The 21,386-nt window shown below is 63.5% G+C and carries 20 protein-coding genes; 4 read left to right on the forward strand and 16 right to left on the reverse strand.

The genetic code is table 11. From position 1 onward, the window contains the following. Positions 1 to 141 precede the first annotated feature (141 nt). The 5 genes from AB4089_RS05955 to AB4089_RS05975 form a co-directional block, all read right to left on the reverse strand. Positions 142 to 465, reverse strand: coding sequence for a hypothetical protein (locus AB4089_RS05955; protein ID WP_441408376.1), 324 nt, complete (start codon positions 463 to 465; stop codon positions 142 to 144). Between the two features lie 323 nt (positions 466 to 788). Continuing rightward, complete coding sequence (locus AB4089_RS05960) at positions 789 to 1,298, reverse strand: hypothetical protein (protein ID WP_441408377.1); 510 nt, start codon at positions 1,296 to 1,298, stop codon at positions 789 to 791. 191 nt (positions 1,299 to 1,489) lie between these two features. After that, positions 1,490 to 1,732 (reverse strand): helix-turn-helix domain-containing protein, encoded by a 243-nt coding sequence (locus AB4089_RS05965; RefSeq protein WP_441408378.1) that lies wholly within the window; start codon positions 1,730 to 1,732, stop codon positions 1,490 to 1,492. Continuing rightward, positions 1,732 to 2,331: a hypothetical protein gene (locus AB4089_RS05970; protein WP_441408379.1), complete on the reverse strand. Its 600-nt coding sequence runs from the start codon at positions 2,329 to 2,331 to the stop codon at positions 1,732 to 1,734. Before AB4089_RS05970 ends, AB4089_RS05965 begins: the two co-directional genes overlap by 1 nt. 314 nt (positions 2,332 to 2,645) lie before the next feature. Next, on the reverse strand, positions 2,646 to 3,911 hold the full coding sequence (locus tag AB4089_RS05975) for an MFS transporter (RefSeq protein ID WP_441408380.1): 1,266 nt from the start codon (positions 3,909 to 3,911) through the stop codon (positions 2,646 to 2,648). Between the two features lie 153 nt (positions 3,912 to 4,064). On the opposite strand from AB4089_RS05975, the gene AB4089_RS05980 reads away from it, so the two are divergent. Next, positions 4,065 to 4,430 (forward strand): ClpX C4-type zinc finger protein, encoded by a 366-nt coding sequence (locus AB4089_RS05980; RefSeq protein WP_441408381.1) that lies wholly within the window; start codon positions 4,065 to 4,067, stop codon positions 4,428 to 4,430. Between the two features lie 86 nt (positions 4,431 to 4,516). On the opposite strand, the gene AB4089_RS05985 is transcribed toward AB4089_RS05980, so the two are convergent. Continuing rightward, the gene (locus AB4089_RS05985) at positions 4,517 to 4,867 is read right to left on the reverse strand and encodes a hypothetical protein (protein WP_441408382.1); all 351 of its coding nucleotides are present in this window, start codon (positions 4,865 to 4,867) and stop codon (positions 4,517 to 4,519) included. 149 nt (positions 4,868 to 5,016) lie between these two features. Continuing rightward, complete coding sequence (locus tag AB4089_RS05990) at positions 5,017 to 6,312, reverse strand: alpha/beta hydrolase (RefSeq protein WP_441408383.1); 1,296 nt, start codon at positions 6,310 to 6,312, stop codon at positions 5,017 to 5,019. A 278-nt stretch (positions 6,313 to 6,590) separates the two neighbouring features. Between AB4089_RS05990 and AB4089_RS05995 the strand changes: the two genes are divergently transcribed. Next, positions 6,591 to 7,925, forward strand: a complete 1,335-nt coding sequence (locus AB4089_RS05995) for an alpha/beta hydrolase (protein WP_441408384.1) — start codon at positions 6,591 to 6,593, stop codon at positions 7,923 to 7,925. Between the two features lie 134 nt (positions 7,926 to 8,059). Here AB4089_RS05995 and AB4089_RS06000 read toward each other — a convergent pair whose 3' ends face one another. Next, positions 8,060 to 10,669 (reverse strand): phosphatidylglycerol lysyltransferase domain-containing protein, encoded by a 2,610-nt coding sequence (locus AB4089_RS06000; protein ID WP_441408385.1) that lies wholly within the window; start codon positions 10,667 to 10,669, stop codon positions 8,060 to 8,062. A 959-nt stretch (positions 10,670 to 11,628) separates the two neighbouring features. On the opposite strand from AB4089_RS06000, the gene AB4089_RS06005 reads away from it, so the two are divergent. Continuing rightward, positions 11,629 to 12,471 carry a COG4705 family protein gene (locus AB4089_RS06005; protein ID WP_441408386.1) on the forward strand — a complete coding sequence of 281 codons (843 nt, stop codon included), beginning with the start codon at positions 11,629 to 11,631 and terminating at the stop codon, positions 12,469 to 12,471. A 397-nt stretch (positions 12,472 to 12,868) separates the two neighbouring features. Here AB4089_RS06005 and AB4089_RS06010 read toward each other — a convergent pair whose 3' ends face one another. From AB4089_RS06010 to AB4089_RS06040, 7 genes are all read right to left on the reverse strand, one after another. Then, a complete protein-coding gene (locus AB4089_RS06010; protein ID WP_441408387.1) occupies positions 12,869 to 13,468 on the reverse strand; it encodes a hypothetical protein in 600 nt (199 codons plus the stop codon). Beyond that, the gene (locus tag AB4089_RS06015) at positions 13,465 to 14,541 is read right to left on the reverse strand and encodes a PEP/pyruvate-binding domain-containing protein (protein WP_441408388.1); all 1,077 of its coding nucleotides are present in this window, start codon (positions 14,539 to 14,541) and stop codon (positions 13,465 to 13,467) included. Before AB4089_RS06015 ends, AB4089_RS06010 begins: the two co-directional genes overlap by 4 nt. After that, positions 14,538 to 14,912 carry a hypothetical protein gene (locus AB4089_RS06020; protein WP_441408389.1) on the reverse strand — a complete coding sequence of 125 codons (375 nt, stop codon included), beginning with the start codon at positions 14,910 to 14,912 and terminating at the stop codon, positions 14,538 to 14,540. The genes AB4089_RS06015 and AB4089_RS06020 overlap by 4 nt, the downstream gene beginning before the upstream one ends. Before the next feature lie 1,247 nt (positions 14,913 to 16,159). Further along, on the reverse strand, positions 16,160 to 16,624 hold the full coding sequence (locus tag AB4089_RS06025; RefSeq protein ID WP_441408390.1) for a hypothetical protein: 465 nt from the start codon (positions 16,622 to 16,624) through the stop codon (positions 16,160 to 16,162). A 387-nt stretch (positions 16,625 to 17,011) separates the two neighbouring features. Beyond that, positions 17,012 to 17,950 carry a methyltransferase family protein gene (locus AB4089_RS06030; RefSeq protein ID WP_441408391.1) on the reverse strand — a complete coding sequence of 313 codons (939 nt, stop codon included), beginning with the start codon at positions 17,948 to 17,950 and terminating at the stop codon, positions 17,012 to 17,014. A 182-nt stretch (positions 17,951 to 18,132) separates the two neighbouring features. Then, a complete protein-coding gene (locus AB4089_RS06035; RefSeq protein ID WP_441408392.1) occupies positions 18,133 to 18,951 on the reverse strand; it encodes a CPBP family intramembrane glutamic endopeptidase in 819 nt (272 codons plus the stop codon). An 84-nt stretch (positions 18,952 to 19,035) separates the two neighbouring features. Next, on the reverse strand, positions 19,036 to 19,626 hold the full coding sequence (locus AB4089_RS06040) for a TetR/AcrR family transcriptional regulator (protein ID WP_441408393.1): 591 nt from the start codon (positions 19,624 to 19,626) through the stop codon (positions 19,036 to 19,038). A gap of 85 nt (positions 19,627 to 19,711) precedes the next feature. Between AB4089_RS06040 and AB4089_RS06045 the strand changes: the two genes are divergently transcribed. After that, positions 19,712 to 20,053 (forward strand): hypothetical protein, encoded by a 342-nt coding sequence (locus AB4089_RS06045; protein WP_441408394.1) that lies wholly within the window; start codon positions 19,712 to 19,714, stop codon positions 20,051 to 20,053. A 42-nt stretch (positions 20,054 to 20,095) separates the two neighbouring features. Here the strand turns inward: AB4089_RS06045 and AB4089_RS06050 are convergent, their stop codons facing one another. Continuing rightward, complete coding sequence (locus tag AB4089_RS06050; RefSeq protein WP_441408395.1) at positions 20,096 to 21,295, reverse strand: luciferase domain-containing protein; 1,200 nt, start codon at positions 21,293 to 21,295, stop codon at positions 20,096 to 20,098. Positions 21,296 to 21,386: the final 91 nt, after the last annotated feature.

Below are 21,386 nucleotides of genomic sequence, written 5' to 3' on the forward strand. Positions count from 1 at the left end.
TCCATGAACTGTCAGTCGGGCATTAACGTGGGACACGAGGACCTCCGAGCGCAAAGTGTGTGAACTAGACAGCTCCACTAAGCCCGGAGGTCCTCCTCGTTTTCAAGCCCAAAGTGTCAACAACGTCCCGGCGCAGTACATCTAGCGGCGCGGGTTCCACTCGTCGTATTCCACGTCAGCAGAGGCTTTGACCTCTTCCCGCAGTTGCTCGGCGATGCTGGCACCCTCTGTTTTCCAAGTCATGTAGTTTTCAGCCGAACTCCAACCGCTCTCATACAAGTTTTCGGCATCCCACACGTCGTACCAAGCGCGAAGCCGGTGAGTGAGGTTCTCTGACAGTCCAAAGTCTGCCGGTTCCATCGTGTATTTGCTGGGACGCTCAGCAGCGCTGTTCTCCCAAAGTGGCCACCGATGGCCGTAATCAGGAAACAGACGGATGACGCGACGGGCGAGTTTCTCTGGCATGTCCGAATACTAACTCTCAGCGAGAGAAGGGAATGACCGCGGTCGTATTAACTCCGTCGCTGAATGCGCTGCTAAAGCAGGCCTGGTAATGGATCGGCTTACGGGGCGCGCCGTTTGCCGGGCCCACGACATCGCAAACCCTGCCCGCCCGTAAGCCGGTGCTCCTCCGGGGCAAGGACGACGCAAAATTTCCGGATTACGATTTGCCGAATTTCCGCAGCCGCACGATTGTGAATTGCAGCGATAAGTGGCGGCATTTTCTCAGCGCTAAATGTCATCCCTGGTGCCCGTAGGCCGAATGGCATCGGGACGCCGGTCTGCAACTAGCAGTCGCCGGCTAACGGGCGTGGGATCACGGAAGATCCGCGAGGCGGAGCCATCATCTCCGGCCCCGAGCTAACCGGCGGGATAAGGTCGATCCGGAGTTCTTCTGGTGAGAAATCGCTGACAGCGACATCGGACGCGACCGTGACGATGAGCTCGTTCCAACCTTCGTGAGCGGGATGTACTACTTCACCATCGGCATCCCCGACTGAAATTCTGCCACTAGTTATCATTAGCCTTCCTCGGAACACCTCGCGCCTATCCGTCGAGGGCGGCTCTGGCTGGGCCAGTAGGCGAACGAGCACTTGAGCCTCGGCCCAGTCGAAATCGCCCACGAACGAGACAATGTCCTGTGCATGACGGATCAGGGCGACAATGCCATGTTCGTTCGACGAAACAGCCTTCTCGGGGTCCACGTCCGGAATCTGGCTTCCAGGCTCGGAATCGGCGATGATGACGATTCCCCAATGAAACGGCCGTCGAATGCAAGTGGTCGCGAGTGGCTGCATAGCCAGAAGGCTACCCCGTGACTTTGTCAATCCTTCTTGGCCCCGGTTCGACGGACGTATGTGGCCCCAGCAAGAGTCCTGAGGCTCCGTTCCGCAGACGAACCAGTTGAATCATTGCGCCCACACAAGGGCCATTCCCCGGACGGGTTGTCGCCGAAGTGGTACGAGCGTACGACTCCGATTTAGATTGTTCAGCTTCCTTCTTGCGAGGGGGTGACGACAAGCAGTTCGCCGACCGAGCAGTTGAGAACATCGCAGATTGCGGAGAGTGTGGAAAAGCGGATCGCGCGCGCCCGGTCGTTTTTCAGTACGGACAGGTTGACGATACTGACGCCTACGCGCTGGCTTAGCTCGGTCAAGGTCATGTCCCGGGCCGCGAGGAGTTCATCGAGTCGGCAATGGATTCGCTGCTCTTCATCTGTTGCGGGAGCCATTAGATCAGCCCGTCCAGTTCGAGCTGATGGCGCCGGCCCGTCTCGAACACGCTCGCGAGAGCGGCAGCACCGAGTCCAACCGCGATCGGCCACAGATTCAGCTCCATGAGGAAGGAAGCACCTGTTTCCTGTTCCGGAAGCAATGTGATCCGACTCAGGACCGAGTGGTGGGCGATTGCGTTCATGAACGGGCCCAGGAGCCCCCAAGTCATCACAGCGATGCCCGAGATGCCGACGGCGCGGGCCAGCTGCTTTCCAAAGCCTGTGCCGCGGTAGACGGACCAGCTGATCAGGCCTAGAGTCGCCGCGGACAACAGACCGGCAAGACCGCCCAGGAGTCCTGATCCGAGCAGCAGAAAGCGTTCGGTCGAGGTCAGGCTGGCCGGCTGGACGTCGGCCGTGGCATACGCGGCTTTGATAACTTCACTGTTGCCCTGACCCAGGGCGGGTTTCACTAGGTTCGTGAGGGGCACATTCAGAAGTGGCGTGTTCCCGAGCCCGGAGTAGACCGCCACAAGCGCCGAAACGGCGATGCTGAGTGCGGCCAGCCCAAAAATCACGGCAAACAGCAAAGCGCCCTTGCGGTCCAAATTAGCCATCGTATTCGCCACAGTCCATCCCCAACCCAAGACAACATTTATCGTTTGTCGTTAACATAACGAAAAACGATAAATACTTCAAGGCGGCCTGTGTGGATGACCGCCAGCCCTTAGTGAAATTCACCATCCGGACAATTAACAGGGTCCGGCGGCGGGCGAACGTCCCACCGTACAGTGTCCAGGTTCGACGGTTCTATCGGGGTCCGACGAGACTCTGCTGCGGAACGGCCTCGTTTGTGCCTGTCAGGCGCCTTCGGGCGCCGCTCTGGCGTGAGCTCGGAGAGCTGAGCGCCTATCAGTGACTACAGCTGGGGCTACGGCGCCGGGATGGGTACTACCGATTTCGGGTTGTCTTGTGAGTGGACGTCGAGGGCCTCGGGAAATTCCGTCCAGGACCGAATCGGTGAGAGAAGGATGGGGATGGCGGATGCGGCGGCAACGAGGGCCCATCCCCAGAGCACGGGAATGACGCCGGTTGCCAGTGCCAGGACTCCGCCGCCGATACTGGCCGCAGGCATGATCCCCAGGGTGAAGAGCCGGTAGGCGGACATGACTCGCCCCATCAGGTCCTGTGGAACGAGCCGGGGAATGATGCCGGCCCCGGCCAGACCAGAGAGAATGACAAAGAAGGACCAGCCGAATCCGGAGATGCCAATCCACGCGACCGGGGCCAGCCCCAGGAAAGGCGCCACCGGGAGCAGAATGACGAATCCGGCGCTGGCCAGGCTCGAGGCGATCTTGGTTCTGCCGACGCCAAGACGTCGTGTGATGCGAGTAGCTGTCATGGAAGCGGCCAGGCCCCCGGCGGCTGACAGTGCGCCCAGGACTACGAATTGATCCATGGCGATGTTGAGGATTTGGAGGGCGAAGATGACTCTGGCAGCGGCGCCGAACATACTTGCGGCATTGACCAGCGCAACGGAGACCATCAAGGAGCCAATAAAGGGATGGCTCAATGTGTAGCCAAGGCCGTCTCGTGCTTCGGACCAGAACTTGTCCGGGGATTCTGCTCGGGAGGGTCGATCTTGTGGGAGCCTGCCGGTCATGACCGCTGAGAACAAGTAGGCTGCGCTGGCAATGAAAAGCATGGCCGGAGCGGACACTACTTTCACAATCAGACCCACAACTCCAGGCGTGCTGATGGCCAGGCCGCTCTGGACGGACTGCATTTTTGCGTAGCCATCACCGAGCTCGCTTCCCTTCAGCAGCGTCGGCATCATGGCGGACTGCGCCGTCGCTAAAACGACATCAGCCACGCTGACGACGGCAGCGACGACAAAGAGGTGCCAGATACTGAGCGTTCCAAGAAAATACGCGATCGGCACCGAGACAACTGCGGCGGCACGGACAACGTTGGCCAAAACCAACGTGGATTTCTTCGACCACCGGTCCACTAGAACACCGACCGGCACTCCGAGCAGCAAGAATGCCGCCATGCCCAGGGCGTTCAGAACACTGGTCTGGAACGCCCCCGCGCCGAGAACGGCAACAGCGACAACCGGCAACATCGAGCGCAGCACATCGTCGCCGATTCCGTCCCCAATGCTCGCCGTGAGCAACTTTCGGAAAGCCGCAGGCATAACGAATCTGGCCGGCTGGCGATGCTCTTCCCCAACGCTTCTACGGTTGCCCGTAGTCTTGATGAAAGCCACGATTCGTAAGGTCATACCTGACTATAGTCAGGCTGGTCCTGACATTTGTGGCAGCAACTCGTTTGTCTGGAGCACATATCGATGTCTAATGACCGCCCACGCGATTTCTGCACCTTCTGCGGGCTGACGCCGCCTTCCGGAACCCGGCTCATAGCCGGGCCTGGAGTCACCATTTGCGAACTGTGCGTCGCCGAGGCAGGGAAGATCCTGCGCGACACCAGCACCGAGGGGTCGTCCAAGGCGATGGGGCCCGTCTGGGACAAAATGTCAGACGCGGAAATCCTGCAGCACCTGCCCGAAATTTCCCGGGTAAGCCTCAAAGTCGAAGAGCAGCTTCGCATCTGGGTCCGCGCCGCCCGAGAACGAAAGATCACCTGGTCCCAAATAGGAGCGGCCCTGGACATCACTCGTCAGTCGGCCTGGGAAAGATTCAAAGAACATCTGTGACCGCCAGACGTCGAAGTCTCGTCGCTGCAAGGCCGCCCTGAGCGGTGCCAGTGGCCCCGCTGCCACGATGTCTGGCGGATCATTCCCTAATGAGGCGCGACAACTATCTGGACGTCGTCTTCGTAAAGAATTCTCCCTGGATCGTTCGAATAGAGTCTCTGCCAGCCGACGTCATAACGGTTTAGAAGGTCCGTGTAGAAATCCACGCCGATCAGCAGGTGCGTGGCCGTGCGCTTGAACCAGGACTGTGCTGACGGGTTGATTGCACGGTCATAGATCGCCCTGTCTACTGTCGAAGGGTCCGCGTATGCGGCGTTATAGTGATCGTTCGCGCTACGCCAGGCAGCCCAGTCCTGGTCGCTGAGTTTGCCATCGTTTGCCAGACCGTTGGCGAGAGCGAAGATGCCTGGGTGGCGTCCGCGGCCGTTGGGAGGCACTTGTGATTATGTCAACGTAATTAAGGACCACGAGGACAGCCTGATCCAAGACCACCGAGGGCCCTGGCCGGTGGCAGCGACTGCTCTACAGGGCGAGCATGGGGTTTGGGGGCCGGCCCCGGCGCGTTCAAGCGCTGGCCGGGAGGCTCCTACGGGGTGGGCCGGGAGAGGCCGAGCCGGGGGTAGAGGACTTCGAATCCTTTGGTCAGGCCCCCGTTCAGCGCCCCGATGACGTGTCCCCCGTTAGGGACCTCGTAGTAGGTGACGGTCATTCCCGCTGCCGCTGCCGCTGCCGAGACGTGACGGGCCGCGTCCAGGTAGACGGGGTCGTCGGTTGAGGCCGTGAAGATGGCGCGGGTATCGAGGTAGTGCTGTTGTTTCATGATGTTGATCGGTTTTTGGGCGTCGTAGGCTGCCTGGTTGCCGCCGAAGACGTCCTGGAGGTTGCCCCCGGGGTCCTCCGCTCCCGGGTATTCTTCCCCGGATATGTCCAAGACGTTGCCCCAGACCGAGGGGTACTTGGCGGCGAAGGAAATGGCGCACTGGCCACCGTTTGAATAGCCCGCGATGGTCCAGTATTTCGGGTTGTCAATGATGTTCAGGTGGCTTCGGGCCCAGTCGGCCACGTCGCGGTTGATGAAGGATTCCGGGCGTCCGTGAAGGGGCGAGTCGAGGCACAGATTGTCGACCATGGGGTCACCGAGCTGGTCGGCGACGATGACGATCGGTGCCAGTCCGTCGTGGTGTGCTGCGTAGTCATCCAGGACTGCAGCCGCGTACTGCGGGTCCGGATCGCCGGGCTGACCCATCATCAGGACCAACAGCGGCAGGGCCGGTGGATTGGGGACCCGTGCCGCCGGGGGCAGGTACAGGCCCGCCGGGCGCGAGGCAAACCCGGATATTTGGGGCGGGATGACCACCTGGGCCGTTGAACCCTCGGAGGGCATTCCGGCCGGCGCCTTCCACGCTTCCCACAGCGGCTTCTGGGGTGCGGCGGCGTGGGGTGGGACCGGTCCCAAGTCAATCCTTGGGGCCAGGGAGACCCCCAGGAAGGAGGCCAGCGTCACGTTCAGTCCGTAGTAGGCGTTGATTCCCAGGGTGGCCGTGGCAGCAAAGCTGAGAGCCGCCACGGATGCGAGCACCTTCCGCCAAGTGCCGGATCCCCGGAAGTTCGCCCCGCAGACGCCGAGGCCGGCGAAGAACACTATGACCCAGATCCGAACAGACCAGTCGAGGGGACTGCCAAATGCCTGCACGATCTTCTCCGCCACCACTAACGTGACGGCCCCGACCACGGCGCCGGCAGCACCCCAGAGTACCGTCAGGGCGAACGGCCTAGGCCCCCGTCGCACCAGAAGGGTCGCGCACAAAGCCGCGCTGAGCACATATGCCGCGACGATCAAGGGCCCGTCAACGATGTTGAGAGCCAGAATGAATTTTTTCATGTCCCCTGTCGACCATATTCTGCGGCCACCGTCCCGCCGGAACGGCATCGTCCGGCGTGCCGGGGCTGTTCGGCCCCTGAACCCATCCGGGACTGCCCGTACGGTCACGCCGCTGATCATAGCGGCTGAAGATTGCTGCCGGCTGGGAAGACGGATTCCCAGCGTCCATGATGACTGGCGTGCTATAAAGTCCCGGGGATAGCCGCTGCCGGGGGCCGTTGTGGATCTGTCCCGACACGGACCGCCAGCACGGGCCATGCCAAACAGGAGGAGGCGGGGTGGAACAGCTTTTCGACCTCAACATCATCGACACATCACTGCTCTACGCCATCTATGCCCTTTCCGCTCTGGCAGCGCTCTACCTGCTCGTGCGCCCGGTGCTGTTGCCACCCCAGCTGCGCCGCCGGACCACGGGGCCAGGACGCCGTTCGTGGATTATCACCGCCACGGCGGGTGTGGCCGGCGGCGCCCTGGCCGGAGCCATTACCCTGTTCGTCTGCGAAGTCGTGCTGAACGTTTTCGGACTGCCACTGGACGCGGGCACCCGCACCTGGGTCATCATTGCGTTCGCCGGCGTCGGTCTCGGCGTCGTGAACCTGTGGCGGTCACGCTGGTGGCGCAAAGCGGCCGCCGTCGCCGCCAGCCTGGTGTTCGTGGTCACTGCGGCGCTGGGGATCAACGCCGGCTACGGGCTGAACCCGACGTTGGGAGCCATGCTGGGCGTTGACCACACCAGCCATCTGGTCTTGCCGAAACTCAACCCGGTGCCGCAGGCACCAAGTGGGACAGCGCTGTGGCAGAGTTGGAAACCCCCGGCGGGCATCCCGTCAGCCGGAGTGAGCGGCTCGGTCACGATACCGGCGAACGCGTCCGGTTTCCGCGCCCGCGACGCCTTCCTCTACCTGCCGCCCGCGGCCCTGGTGGACAATCCGCCGGCCCTGCCGATCATCGTCATGATGATGGGCCAGCCGGGCGGCCCCGAACAGAGCAAGACCGCCGTGCAGCAGCTCGATGCGCTGGCGCAGCAAAACCACGGTCTGGCACCGATCGTGCTCACCATCGACCAGTTGGGCAATCCGTATCGAAATCCGGTTTGCGTTGATTCCGCCAAGGGCAACGTCTACACCTACGTCACTACCGACGTCGTCAATTACATCCGCAAGAACCTCAACGTGGCCACCGGCCGGACCCAGTGGGCCGTGGCCGGGTACTCCAACGGCGGGGAATGCGCCCTCTCATTCGCGGCCAAGCGACCGGAGATCTTCGGCTCGCTGCTGGACATCTCCGGAGAGCTGAACCCCGTGGACCGCAACGCCGACAACACGGTGAAAACCATCTTCGGCGGGGACAAAGCCGCATACACCGCAGAGAAACCCGCCACCATCCTCAAAGCACACAAATACAACGACGAACTCGCCATCTTCACCAACGGCGCCCTGGACTCCAGGTATGGGCCGGAGGGCGCCAAGGCCGAAGCGGACGCTAAGGCCGCCGGCATGACTACCAACCGGTTCGTCGGGGCCGGGATCGGGCACCTCGGGGACGCCGTTAACTTCGGCCTCAAGTCCGGGCTCCCGTTGCTGTACCAAAGGTTCGGCCTCACCCGGCCCTGAATTGAACAGTCGCTTCGCAGCCACCGCGCCGAAGACCTCGGCGTTCAAGACCCGGCTCCCACCGGACCGCACCCGCCGGCGACGCCGCGCCGGGCGCATCGGCCCACGGCATCGTCCCGGCGCCCCGCGAGAGGTTAGCCGGGGGTGACGGCACCCGGCCGTTCATCCTTGGGCTCGTCGATGTGGTTGGCGCCCGGGACCGGCTCCGGATTGCGGAGCGCTGCGGGCCTCCCTCGGGTGGGGCGGCGAAGCATTCGCAGGGCCAGTGCAAGGCTTTCTCCGAATTTGATGGTGGGGAGGTAGGCCCGGGTGACGGCGTTTCCGATAGCGGGCAGCGACGCCGCATCGGGATAGAGCATGTAAAGGGGTTCGTAACGGGGCTGGAATTTGGCCTTAAAGGCCAGCAGGGACCTGAACCCGTACACGGGTTCCAGAGTTGCGCCCAGCCAGTCCAGCAGCCGGTCCAGGCCGCCCGACGTCTGCGGATCCGAATGGGCGGCCAGGTCCGGTGACGTCACATTCGCCCGGGCCAGGGGCGCCCCGGACAGGCTCATGAAGCCGCATCCTTCGTCTTTGAAGCTGAGTGCCGCGGAGGCGATGAGGAATTCGATGCCGGCACGGAACCCGGTGCTGCGTCGACGCATGTAATCCAGGGTCCAGCCCTTGATGGTTCCGTTGCGGTAGATGGGCAGCCAGGAGAGGACGGCATGGACCCTGTGATGCCCGTCGATGGCAAGCAGCAGGCGGACATCAGGGTCGTTGAGTTCGTCCAGGCTGCCGAGGGTAAACCCCATTTCGGGCATTTTCTTGTCCGCCACCCATTCTTCGGAGAGCTCCTGGATCTGGGCAAGGACCGAAAACGGTGCGGTGGCGTATGTCATCCACTCCGCGCGAATGCCGGCCCTCGCGGCGTTGTTCATGGCCGTGCGGATGTCCTGGAATTTCTTTCCCTTGAAGGACATCGAGTCCAGCGGCAGGACCGTCTCCTGAGCCACTTGAACGGACCGCCAGCCCAGCGACGCGGCGTGGTCCCGCAGGTCCTGGGGAACGGAGTAGAAGCACGGTGTCCACCCTTCCCTGGTGCAGAAGCGGGTGAATTCCGCGAAGGCGTCCCCGCGGTCCGGCCCGGGACCGACCGGCACGCCCATGGTGAGGGCGATCCCGCCGATGACGCGGTAGGCGACGAAGCTCTCGCCCGTGGCGGAGAACCAGTAACTGTTGCCGGGCCAGGTCGTCATCCAGGACAAAGAGCTGCCTTCCCGCGTTTTCAGTATGTCGCGGGCGCGTGCGGCGCCGGCGTTGTGCTGGATCGGGACCGGGCGCAAGAAAGTGTTCAACACCAGAACGGCGGTCGCGGCCCAGAAGATGACGCCGATGCCCTCGTACAGCAGAACCGCCGCGGTGCTTTGGGGAAAGTACGCCGGCGACACGTCCACCATGTATCCGAGCGGCAGGAATCGGTCCGGAATATCTGCCAACAGTTCGGCCGGCCCGGGAACGGGTGCGAAGCCGCCGGCAAGAGCCAGTCCGGCGAGCAGGTAGAACGCTCCAAGGGACGCTCCCACGGCAAGAACCCGTGACAAGAGCCGGGTGTATGTCCCCGACGGTGCCGCCACCAGGAAGAGCCTGCGCGTTAGCAGCAAGAGAATACTCAGGGCGATGGGCAGCAGCAACGGCACTATCAGGCTGAGCGGGTGTGCGTACCCCGATGCTGCGAACGCGCCGATCCCCTCCACGGCCGAGGTGTCCGGTGCCGCTCGCAGGAGAACCCCGGCTATGGTGATGCCAGCCAGCAGCGAGAGAGCGAGCTGGATTAGCACGGCGCCGGTCCACGCGAAGCGGCGGCCGCGGCGAAGGCCGTCGGCAAGCAGCAACAGCAGAAATGATGGAAGGATTCCCATGAAGATGCCGCCGGCTCCGGCGCGCAGCTGCAGGTGGGCGGCGGCACAGTCCTTGGCTGACCCCGGGTCGGAGCACAGGTTCTGGAGGGTCTGGGAGTCCACCGGCTGGATGTTGGTAAAGAGGAATCGCAGGACCGCCAGGGGACCGGCGGCATGCGGGACAAGGCCAGCCACGACCGGGCCGACGGCCGAAACCGCCACCAGGAGCGAGACCAAGACACGGCCTTCATGCCGGGAGCTCACCGGGCGTCCGAACTTGGGAAGCCTGCCCAGCAGGATCGGACCCAGAAGAGCTCCGGTCGCTGCGGCGCCGAGCCTGACAAGGTGGGCGAACCCCCCGCTGTAGAGGGCGAGGAGTATCAGCAACGCGAAGACGACCAGGCGGACCCGGCGCCGCCACAGGGTTGGCATCATGGCGGTCCCCGCCATCAACGCCCCTGCGATCAGTGCGCTGGGCCCCAGGAACAGATGCCCGCTCATTTCCTGGGTCAAGCTCCTCAGCGTTTGCTGTGTCAGGGCCAGAAACCCCAAGGCTGCACCGATGCCCAGAACGTGTGAAGCCAGGCCTGCGGCGGCGAACTTCAGGCTTCCCATCCGAGGTTCCAGCGGAATGCCGACGGCGAGGACCAACGCCGTACCCAGCAGGTACCCGCCCAGGCTTTGTGCCCAGAACCCACACGTCAGCACGGCCCACCAGTTCCCCGGCAGGGAGTGCGCTGTCGCCGCCAAGTGGGTCCGCAGGGAAGGGCTCGGGCCAGAGATCAGGCAGGAGGAGAATGCTCCCGCAGCCCAGAACATCAGGACAAAGCCCACCGTTACCGGCGCGGCACGCAGCCTTTTCAAGGGCCCGGAAGCGAAAAATGGCGCGCTTGCGTGATCAGGCGGCAGCAAGGTCACGAGGATTCCTTTCAGGGCGGCCGGCATCAAGGGAGACCCTGGAGCTGCCGGACGGATGCACGGTCCACCGGCTCACCGCTGTTCATGAGCGCCGGTGTCGGGAGCGTGCATCCTATTCAAAGTAGAGGGCCGGAGCGCACGGAAGAAAAGTCCGCTCCATCACCGGCGTCAAGTCTGGCTGCTATTGAGGACGCATCCGCTGGCGTCGTCCAGGGCGCGCCCCCGAGTTATGAGGTTCAGCAGCGGGCGCGCCCCTCGCAAGTCGACAACGAGCAGGAACCGGAACCAAATGCCAGTGCGATGTGCGACGATGCCTTTTCGTAGGCGCCGGTTTCGACCAAATACATACCTTCATTCTCCGATGCCTGGCTGGGAAAACCATGAGCCTCACTGAATAATCGACGGGAGCGGTTGACCTCCACCGTGACACAAGAAACCTGGCAAAGACGCTCCCAGTTGGTCATCGACCGACACGGCTCGTGTGTCCCTGCCGCCCACTGCGTCCCAAGGCAATCCCGATTCGGACACTGGTGTTTTCGACTCCTGACCCTTCCGACTTGGATGGCGTTCGCTCTGGACGGCGCGATGAATCCTGGCCGAATACCAGCAGAGCGGCCTGGGGTGCGGCCGGACAGAGCATGCCCCCAGTGGAGATGATGCTGGTCTTTGCCCCTCTCCACTACTTCCCCCTGGAACCAGCCAGGACGATGGACATCCCGATCTCATCCGCGGCGGACTTCGCGGAACGTGTCGGCCGCAATGCACCCCGTTGCCTAGCGAGTCTTACGCACGACCCGCAGCCGCCGGCAGCGCCGGGCCCTCGGAACCCCTTTCCTTCGGGGTCCGGGCGGATGATGCGCTGTCATGTTCAGGTAACGGTAGGGACTGTGAGGCACAATCACGGGATGACAGATTCCCGACAGCAGGACATTTCACATATCGGCGCCGCGTCTGGGCTGCAGGAGGCAGGGGTGCTGGCCCGGGGAGGGGCTCGCGCACGCCGGGTCGGGGTCAAGGTTCCGGAAATCACGGCCTGGTTCTGGGTGGCAAAGGTACTTACGACCGGGATGGGCGAGACCACGTCGGACTTTCTGGTCCATCACATCGACCCTGTCGTGGCGCTGGGCCTGGGTGGGTGCGGCCTGGCTGCTTCGCTCGTTCTGCAGTTCGCCGTCCGCCGTTACGTTCCATGGGTCTATTGGCTGGCCGTGGTTATGGTCAGTGTCTTCGGGACGATGGCTGCCGATGCGGTGCACGTCGTGCTGGGCGTCCCGTACTTAGTGTCTACTGTGTTCTTCCTCGTCGCACTGTCAGCCGTTTTCCTCCTCTGGTACCGGTCCGAGAAGACCCTGTCGATCCACAGCGTGGACACGCGGTGCCGCGAAGTGTTCTATTGGATCGCCGTGCTGGTCACGTTCGCCCTTGGCACCGCGACGGGCGACATGACCGCCTACAGCCTGGACCTGGGCTATCTTGCGTCGGGCGTCGTGTTCGTCGCTGCGATCGGGGTCGGCACCCTCTGGTATTGGCGTGGCTGGCTTGCGGCGATACCGTCGTTCTGGTTCGTGTACATCCTCACCCGGCCGCTCGGGGCGTCCTTCGCCGACTGGACGGCCGTATCCTCCGATCGGGGAGGTCTCGGCTGGGGGACCGGTCCCGTCAGCCTGGGCCTCGCCGCGTGCATCGCAGCAGTGGTCACCTACCTGTCAATCGCCGGCAAAAGAAACGCTGCCCGCCGCTTCGGCTAAAGAAGCTGCCCGTACCCCGGTACCGGGGCCGCCGGCGACTGGGCGGCCCTGACCCGTGCACACCCGCTGACACTGCGGCAGGTGGACGGGATGCCTGGAAGTGCGGGGTCAGGGTTTGTTGTTGAGGACGTCCCTGCTTCCGCGGCGCATCGAGATCATCGCGCAACCAGCCGTCGATCACGTCTCGGTACGGATCGAGCCGTGACCCGCGCATGGGCGACGGCTTCTTGGCCTTCGGCCACGCCGGGTCCAACGCAGCAGCGACCGTGCGGTACCCGACCCCGTGCGTGCGCTGCAAGGCGCGATTCGGCATTGACGTACAGCCGCGAAGAGCTCAACCCGGCTGCCCGCTGCCATCAGTCGTTGCTCGCTCTTGCGCCTGCTTGGAACACCGACGTCAGCGGGAGCGGCCGAGTGTGGCAAGGAGGTCTTCGTGAAGTTCGAACCAGACTCGGTGCGCGGACTCGCGGTCGGTCCCTGTCACCCACGCGGGATCGCTCGAGGCGAGATCGACAGCCACGCTGAATCGTTCGTGGTAGCCATCGAAGCGCGGCAAGCGGCGCACCAACTCCTCTTCGAGCATCGCCCATGCTCCCCCGACCCGGGCGAGTTCCTTGATGGTCTCGGCGAGGCTCATGCCCGTTTCGGCGATGCCCATCTCGGCCAGCTGCCAGCGGGTGCAGGCGTCGGTGACCTGATGGTTGAGCGATTCGAACTCGGTCATCACGGACTGCACCACGACACGGGCACCGGCGCGCTCCAGCTCCTCGGCCAGGAGTTTCTCGCCCTCTGCTTTGCCAGCTTCGGTGAGCGACCATCCGCCGTCGGTCTCGAACCGGGCCCAGATCACCTGCCCTGCTGCCTGAGCATCGAGCAGGGCTTCGTCGACCTGGGCGGCCGGAAGACCCGCGCGCTCGCTCACGGGGGAAGTTCCGGCGTAGCCGAGGATCCGCACTGTGTGGAGGACCTGGAGTCGGACGTCGTCTGGTGATGTCATCGGGTTTCCGTTGCGGTGATGGTTCCGGTGGTGCCGTCGACGTCGACTAGCACGCCATCGGGCAGGCCCATGGCGAAGGGGACGTCGGTGATGGCAGGGATACGCAACTCGCGGGCGACGATCGCGGCGTGCGACAGCACCCCACCACGCGTGGTCACGACAGCCGCCGCTCGAGCAAGCAGCGGCGTCCAAGCCGGTGACGTCGCCCGACATACCAGCACCTCACCGGCGGCGAACCGGGAGAAGTCGTCAAGGCCCTCGATGACGCGCAAGCGCCCGCGTGCGGTGCCCGGACTCGAAGGCGTGCCGAACATCAGGCCCATCGTTGCCGTCGCGTCCCGGCTTGGGGCAGCGAGAACCTGTTCGGTTGTCCAGGTTGCGGTAATCGGCCGGGCCTGCAGAATCCACACCCGATCGTCTGCGATCGCCCACTCCACGTCCTGTGGGCCGCCAAGGAGCTCCTCGGCCGATACCGCGACCTGGCTCACCGTGGTTGCCTGTCCGGCATTGAGGACCATGCGCGCCGTCAAGCGCCGAGGCCGGTCTCCGGGCGTGATTCGCCACCGCTCCGCGTGGCCCTGTCCCGATACGAGCCGGTCACCCAGGTCATGGACAGCCTCGATGACGCTGATCCGTTGTCCGGTGACGGGATCGCGCGTGAAAGCGACGCCCGCCGCGGAGGGGGACAACATCCGCTGCACGATGACGGCCACCTTGGCAGGGGCGGGCTGGCCGACGGCGGACGCGTATGCGCGCGCCTCCTCCACAGCAACAGCTGTCCTGCGCACTTCAGTCTCGACATCGGTAGGCGGCACCCCCAGACTCGTGTGGAACTGGCCTGCAAACGACCACTCGTGCCCGTCCTCGACCATCCCCGAAGACCGCACAGCGCAGCTGGAGCCGCCCAGCGCGTCCAGGACGCCGGGTAGTTCCTGCTCCCAACCCGCGTCCGGATCGACTGGCAGGACGAATCCATCCGGGACCGCGAACCCGGCCCGCGACAGCTGACCCAGCACGACAGCCTTCGACCCGCAGGCCGCGTTCGCCTCGCGAAGCGGGATGAACGCGTTCACGACTGGGTACCCAGGCGGGCGAGCACGCGCGACATCCGCTGCTGCGCGGCTTGCCCCGACCCCAATCCCAGCGCTACAGCGAGCTGCTGGAACGTGACGCCCGCAGCCCTCGCGGCGAACAACAGCCCCGCCTCGACTTGGTCCAGCTCAGCCCGGGCAGCGCCAATCAGCCCCAACCCAGCCGTCACAACGTCCGCTTCGACGTCCTCATCCGCAGCCTTCCAAGCCGCCAGACGCACGAGATCGCAGTCGCTCGCCGGCTGCCCAAGATGCTGCCACGGCCGCTCGGACAGCCCGTCGCCCCCGACAGCACCCAAGACGGCGCGGTGAGCAGCGAGAGCATCGGCGGGAGAGCGGTCATCCGGAGTCATGCATCAATCCCACGCGATCAACACTTTGTTGTCAACACGCTGTTGATGTCAGTGTGGATTTGATCGCTTCGTGGCGGTGTTCTGTGATCGCTTGGTGTCACACTTGCGCCCGTAGGCCGATCCGTAAACGGGACAGCTTAAGCGTTTTCACCGAATCGGAGTTGGTATGGCAAGTCGTGGCCGCTCCAATTAGGGTCGTTCCATGCTCAAGTCGCTTGTCGAACGCCCGGCCCTCTTAGCGTCGGAACTCGGGCTGCTGCTTCTGGGACTCGTCCTGGCGCTAACTGGCTTCGCCAATTTTGTTGGCGCATTTACCGCCGACCGTCTTGCGTTTGTCGGTGTGTTCATGTTCCTCCTAGCCGGAGCCTGGTGCCTCACGGTGAGTCTTATTGCGCTGCTGGGTCACCCCCGTTCAACCATCGGAAGGGCTACGTTGGTGGCGGTCGGGTGGTTTGGTGCGACCTACCCTCTAGGTGGGGCCCTTACATATCTGGGCAGCGCGTACATAACGGCCCTGCCGATCGCAGCGGCAGGAATCGCCCTAGCTCTCTTCTCAATGACGAGGAAGCGACCTACAAGCCCGTCCATTTGAGGAACCTCAAGCAGGACGTTCTGTTCGATCCCACTGGCCTCTAGTGGAATCACACCAACGGTGCTTTCGTTGACCTACACAGCTACATCTGGGGAGTCATATGAATCGTCATCCGGATACTTGGAATGTTCGCCAAGTCCTTGCTGTCTCACTCGCGATAATCACGTCCTTGGTTCTCTTACTGGTTCCCATGTACACCCAGGTAAAACTAACTTCCGGTGGGCCAGAGCAGGTTAGCCATCCAACCTTGTTGGAAACAGTAGGGCCGTCTATGTTCGTGCCGTTGCTCATCCCCGTGGCCCTGACCGCGCTACCTCTCCTCGCACGAGGACGCGCGCGGACTCCAGTGTCGGTCGCGACTACTGTCGTTCTTATTGTCTTCGTAGTCATCGGCTCCGCAAGCATCGGATGGTTCTACATTCCAGCCCTGGCCGCCGCCGTAGCCGCCGTGGTTACCTCGATGGGCAGCCACGCAAGACCCCAAGTTCGCACGAACTAATCGTCCTAAACCGAGCCACTCTGCTGCCTTGCCCAAGACCTAGTCCTGATCGCAGGGGCAGGCATTACGCGGCACAGTTGTGGATCCTTCACCGGGCGCGCGGCTGCACAGTATCTGGTCAAGGAATTTGCGGACGGACGTTCTCGGGTGTACCGGTTACGTGCCGACGATGGCGTACTGGCCATTCAGTTTCTCGGCCAAACGTTCGATGTTAAGGCTTGATGGCTGGCCACTCGCGATTTGGCTGAGGTCAACAACCATCCAATTACTTCCCCGAACGAGAGGGATCTTTCCCTGTTTTGAGTCAGACCATATTTGATAGCTCTTCTCAAGGGCGTCCTGATTCGGATAGAGATCTATCTGAATTTTTTCGGAACAAAGTCTCTGCGCCGAAGTGAGAGGAATGCCATCGCCCATAGGAACAACCGGATCGCCATCGGGTTTAGTATCACAGCCCAGGACGTTATCGACGGCAGCATAGGCCTCATCAATGGAGTCAAAAGATTGCGGGTTCCCGCGTTCTGGCTGTTGCCCCGCGCATCCCGTAAGCGGAACCGCTACAAGGGAAATCGCGACTGCGAGGTCCAGCAAACGTCTGCACTTCATCACTTCTACCCCCAAGGCTATGGATGGCACTATTCCACACGGTGCACACCCGGGGAAGCTCAATCGTTTCGACCACGGCCACCACTGCACTCCAATGTCAGGCGACTGCCTCCACCGTGCGGCGGCGTTGATATTCCATGCGAGCACTTTGGCAGGTGGGCACCACGCGCGCCAACGAACGCTCCGCACCTGCCCGGCGCCCGCAAGCCGGTCCCTGACAGCACTCTCCCTACTTCCACGGCTCCTGGTCCGGCGCCGAAGAGGGCAATGTACGTATGACCCGTACGGTGAAATGCACTGTGAGGGGGCGCTAACAGCAACCTAGATTCCTGCGAAGTCTGGCCACGTGGACGCCGTGGAATACTACGGTTTTTCAAGACACTGGCCGAGGCCGATGCAGGTTTAGCGGCGGCGTGAGAAAGCCGGCCTCTCGTATGTCTCGGAGAGACGTCTCCATAGTCCCTTTGAACGCTGAGACGTCGGCATCCGCGGGATCCAGCAGCGCACCGTTTCGCGGTAGTGCTGGAATTCTTCGCCGAACCGTTCTTTGAGGTCAGTTTCCTCGAGCGGCCTGACGACGTAGTTCCAGACGATCGAGCCCAGGACCGCGTAGGCGATCACAAGCCACGAGTGCAAGATGAGGCCGACCGCGGCGCCCTGGACGATGCCCGCTACCGCCATGGGATTCCGAATCCAGCGATACGGACCTGCGATGACCAGACGGTTCGGCATCGCCGCTGGCAGCGGCGTGCCCTCTCCAAGCGTCGACATAACCAGGGCCGACCAGATGCCAAGACCACTGGCGAGTAGGAGAACTGCGACGCCGACGGGCCCCGCGCCCAGTGGGAAGGGGAGCGACATCGCCCAGCGCTGCTCAAGAACCGTTATGGCCCACGGAACCACCACGAGGAAGAACCCCCAGAACAGGACGATCTGTCCAAATGTTGACGCCACGTGGGTTGCAGCGGTTGGGCGGGTGACGGCGGGGCGGAATGCGAAGGGGCCGCGGATGATCCACGTGGTCGGTATGCGTCCCAGCAAGAGGGCGCAGAGCGCGATCACCGAACATGCGGCAGCAGCACCCATGCTCAGGGCGCCCCGGCCCGCTTCGGTTGTGAACGTGGCGTACACAGCCAGTACGACGGCGACGACGCCTGTCCAGCAGGCGCTCACCACTGCGGCAGCCCTGACGCCGCATGCCGCCACGGCCGAGGCCACGACGAAGAGCGGAATGTCAAAGACCGCGACGGCGGCAGGGTCCAGATTCCCGAGGGTCGCCTCGCGCACCCCGGGCACGAGGAACACCGCGGCCCACCAGGAGATACCGGCAATCGCCTGCATGGCGAAATAGGTTCTACTCCACCGCACAAAGCCTGTCACCGACTCAACCCCACCACCAGTAGTCCCCACAGGCCTGTCGATGGAAATCCAGCAGGCACTTCCCGCTCGATGGCGGGCTGGCGTCAGCCTACCGAATCCGACCGCAGTGGCCGGGGAGCCTGGCTGCACGGCGGGCCGCCACGTCAGTACAAGAAGATGGGCAGCCAGTCCCGGTTGTGTGCGTGCACCAGCGCGAGAAACAGGACAAAGTCGAAGATCAGGTGGACTGACACGACGTAGGTGAAGGACTTCGTCAGCCTGAAGGTATAGCCCTGCAGCAGCGCGAAGGGGAACGTCAACAGCGGTCCCCAGGCCTGATAGCCGATCTCCCAGAGGAACGAGGAGAAAACCACGGCCTGCAGGACGTTGGCCAGCCAGTCTGGAAAGTGTTGGCGCAGCAGCGTGAAAGTTGTGCAGATGAAGAACAACTCGTCCCAGATGCCAACGGCGTTCACTCCCAGAAATAGCCGCCAGAAGATTGCCGGATCGGATGCGTCCGGCCAGTTTTGGTAGACCCCGGTGCTGATCAGGTATACGGGCAGAATGAAGTATCCGAGCGCCGCCACGCCAACCAGGTACAGCTTCGCGGCGAGCGGCCACTTCCGGCCGGTGTTCACCGGAAACCTGATGATTTCCTCGCCGTAAAGGAAACGCGACACCAGCCACGGCACCAGCACGGCCAGGGCGAGGGCGCCACCCATGAGGACCATGTGCTGGATGCTCAAATCGGCGTTCAGAGGAACCGCGCTGATGATGACCATTCCCGCCGCAATGAGCACGAGGTGCCGCATCAACCCGCGGTCGATAAAGGCCGCCGTCGCCAGGCCAGCGGCGAGAGTACCGTAGCCAAGAGCGTCATTTTGGACGCCAAACAGCAGCACACCGGACGTGGAAACAAGCGCCGCTGGCACGAGTTTCCAGCTGAGCGCGGTCCGGGGTGTTTCCGTCGAGATAGTGGACACCCCACAAGCATGTCAGGGCAGTCCGTGGCAGGAAACCACGAAACGGCGAAAGCATGGGCGATTCGGGAGGGGCTGGTGCCGCCGCTACGGCCGGCGGTATGTTGCGTCCGCGGCGTCATGGGCGAGCAGTTCGCTGGTTCGCATGATGGCCACGCGCCTGCGTTCCTCGTCCGCCGCTCCGGTGATCACAAGGTGGACGTTCGGGCTCGATGCCCAGGCGTGGCAGAGTGTCACGATTGTGAGCAACAGGTCTTCCGCTGCCTTCTCGCTCGCCGTGGGCAGCGCGCGACGGATCTCGGCCACCTTGTCTGCTGAGCGGAGGGCGCGAGCTTCGGCGCCGACTGGATGGCCCAGCTCAAGCCCCTCCCAAAACGTGAGCCGCGCGAGACCCGGGGAGCTCCTGGAAAAGTCAAAGTACCGTCCCGCGAAATCGGCGATCGCAGCAGGTCCCGAGCCGATGACCGGGAGGTCGTCCAGGGCTGTGGCGAGTTGGCGGGTGAGCGCCGCTTCGAAGAGTTGGGCCTTGTCGCCGAAGTAGAAGTAGATCCGTTCGCGGTTGCACCCCGAACTCTTCGAAATCTGGTGGATGCGCGCGCCGGAGAAGCCACGCTCTGAAAATTCGGCAATGGCGGCCGCGAGGATCTTCTCCCGCGTTGCGTCAGTGTCCCAGGCCATGGCCCCATCCTATCTCCAACCGTTCGTTTGCTTTTGGGCGCCGCGGCTCCGTAGCATCGTTTCCAACCAGACGTTTGGAGATTGAGTGGAACACGAGGGCAAAGCGCTTGCCGCCGATGAGACGGACGTGCATCATCATCGGACCGCCGGCATCGCATCCGTCCATGTCAGGGCCGCCGTGACGTGGCTGGCGATCTTTCCGCTGGCTGCCATCGGGATGAGCGCGCTGGCAGCATTGGCGCCGGAGTGGCCTCCGGTCCTTCGGGCGTTTGCGCTCACCCTCGTGGTGGTTCCCACTGCCGTCTACCTTGCGGTGCCTCGGCTTCTCCTGATCCAGGCGCGGCTAAGCCGGGCCGCGACACGCGCCCGGGCGCGCCGCGCCACGAAACGGAACAGGTCCGTTGGCGGGGAACGCCGGGGCACATGATCGTCTGCGGGAAGGCATTGGGCGTCACGTCCCGGCGAACCGTCAGAACTCTTCGGCGTTGGCCCCGGTGGCGTAGCCATGGCTGGTGGCCACCATCGCCGCGACAACCTCCAGCTCGCTGTCGTCCCGCGGCCCGTAGATCATGACCATGCCTCGAGCCAGCCGGATGCCGGCCAGCGGATGGGCCGCCGCCCAGCCCTTGGCGACGGCGTCGGCCACCAGTTCGGGCGGAAGGGCCAGGTGGAGCGAGCCGTCGTAGGGCGGGTGCTGGTGGGCAAACTCCCCAACGGAGGGAACCAAGAACGCATCGGCCGGGGCATCAGCCCCGGGCTTCACCTTGAGGCTGCGCGCACCCGGAACGGAGATCGCTGACTGCGACGTCGCGACGCCGGCGAGCGAGCGTATCCGGTCGAACAATCTTTCCTGAAGCCCAAGTGGCGCGTTGTCACTGAGTTGTTCCTGTGGGATGGTCCACGACACGGCCGGACGCTGGCCGGACCTCACCGGCAGGTGGCCCCCGGGCAGCGCCGACCAGTGGGTGCTGTTTGCGGTGCGGTCGCGCGCTCCGGGCCGGGTAAGGAACGAAAAGCGCTCGTGGATCCAGCCGCTGAGTTCACCGAGCGTCTGAGCGCTGATGTGGTGCCCGCCGGGATCGCGGCGCGCATAGGCGGCGGCTGCGGAATCCGTGAGCAGGTACTGCCACGTGCGCTCCAGCAGCTCTGGCGGAATAATCCTGTCCTGGTCGCCCTGGGCGACGAAAACCGGTAGTCCGGCCAACCGGGCCGGCGTGACGGGGACGCCGGCGTCGAACGGCAAAGTCCCGTACAGAATGGCCGCTCCGTCAAAACGTTCCGGATCTGCTAGTACTAGGCCGCCGGCGAAGGCTGCGCCCCCGCTGAAGCCGACGAGCACTACGGACCGTCCGTCCGGGGCAGCGGCATCGAGCCAGGTTCGGAACCAGGACATGGTGGCGGCCAGCGACTCGGCAACCGGGCGGCCGATGCCGCGGTTGGCAAACCATGCATAGCCGCCGCCTTCGGCAATCGGGGCCCGGACTGCCGCATAGGCGGCACTCGGTGGCAGCTGGTCAGCCAGGGCAATGATTTCGCGTTCACTTGAGCCGCGCCCGTGCAGGAGCACCACCAGGGGCGCCGACGGGTCGGCTGATCCGGCGGTCGCCACTACGGGTGAAGCGCTGAGGGAAAGGTCGCCCACGACCGTGGGTGTCTCTGGGGTTTGCATGAAAGCTCCTGGCTGAGGGGGAGTGAACACAAGATTGTTTGTTGAAGCTTCAACCATCATGAAGTGTTGGGTATTCCCCGTCAACTATTTC

It is taken from the genome of Arthrobacter sp. 2MCAF15, assembly GCF_052115605.1.
Lineage (GTDB): Bacteria > Actinomycetota > Actinomycetes > Actinomycetales > Micrococcaceae > Arthrobacter.

Coding starts and splice junctions, on each gene's coding strand:
- AB4089_RS05975 (WP_441408380.1), bottom strand. CDS start 3,911: ATGCCTGCGGCTTTCCGAAAGTTGCTCACGGCGAGCATTGGGGACGGA.
- AB4089_RS05980 (WP_441408381.1), top strand. CDS start 4,065: ATGTCTAATGACCGCCCACGCGATTTCTGCACCTTCTGCGGGCTGACG.
- AB4089_RS06030 (WP_441408391.1), bottom strand. CDS start 17,950: ATGCAGGCGATTGCCGGTATCTCCTGGTGGGCCGCGGTGTTCCTCGTG.
- AB4089_RS05960 (WP_441408377.1), bottom strand. CDS start 1,298: ATGCAGCCACTCGCGACCACTTGCATTCGACGGCCGTTTCATTGGGGA.
- AB4089_RS05965 (WP_441408378.1), bottom strand. CDS start 1,732: ATGGCTCCCGCAACAGATGAAGAGCAGCGAATCCATTGCCGACTCGAT.
- AB4089_RS05970 (WP_441408379.1), bottom strand. CDS start 2,331: ATGGCTAATTTGGACCGCAAGGGCGCTTTGCTGTTTGCCGTGATTTTT.
- AB4089_RS05955 (WP_441408376.1), bottom strand. CDS start 465: ATGCCAGAGAAACTCGCCCGTCGCGTCATCCGTCTGTTTCCTGATTAC.
- AB4089_RS06040 (WP_441408393.1), bottom strand. CDS start 19,626: ATGGCCTGGGACACTGACGCAACGCGGGAGAAGATCCTCGCGGCCGCC.
- AB4089_RS06005 (WP_441408386.1), top strand. CDS start 11,629: ATGACAGATTCCCGACAGCAGGACATTTCACATATCGGCGCCGCGTCT.
- AB4089_RS06050 (WP_441408395.1), bottom strand. CDS start 21,295: ATGCAAACCCCAGAGACACCCACGGTCGTGGGCGACCTTTCCCTCAGC.
- AB4089_RS06010 (WP_441408387.1), bottom strand. CDS start 13,468: ATGACATCACCAGACGACGTCCGACTCCAGGTCCTCCACACAGTGCGG.
- AB4089_RS06020 (WP_441408389.1), bottom strand. CDS start 14,912: ATGACTCCGGATGACCGCTCTCCCGCCGATGCTCTCGCTGCTCACCGC.
- AB4089_RS05990 (WP_441408383.1), bottom strand. CDS start 6,312: ATGAAAAAATTCATTCTGGCTCTCAACATCGTTGACGGGCCCTTGATC.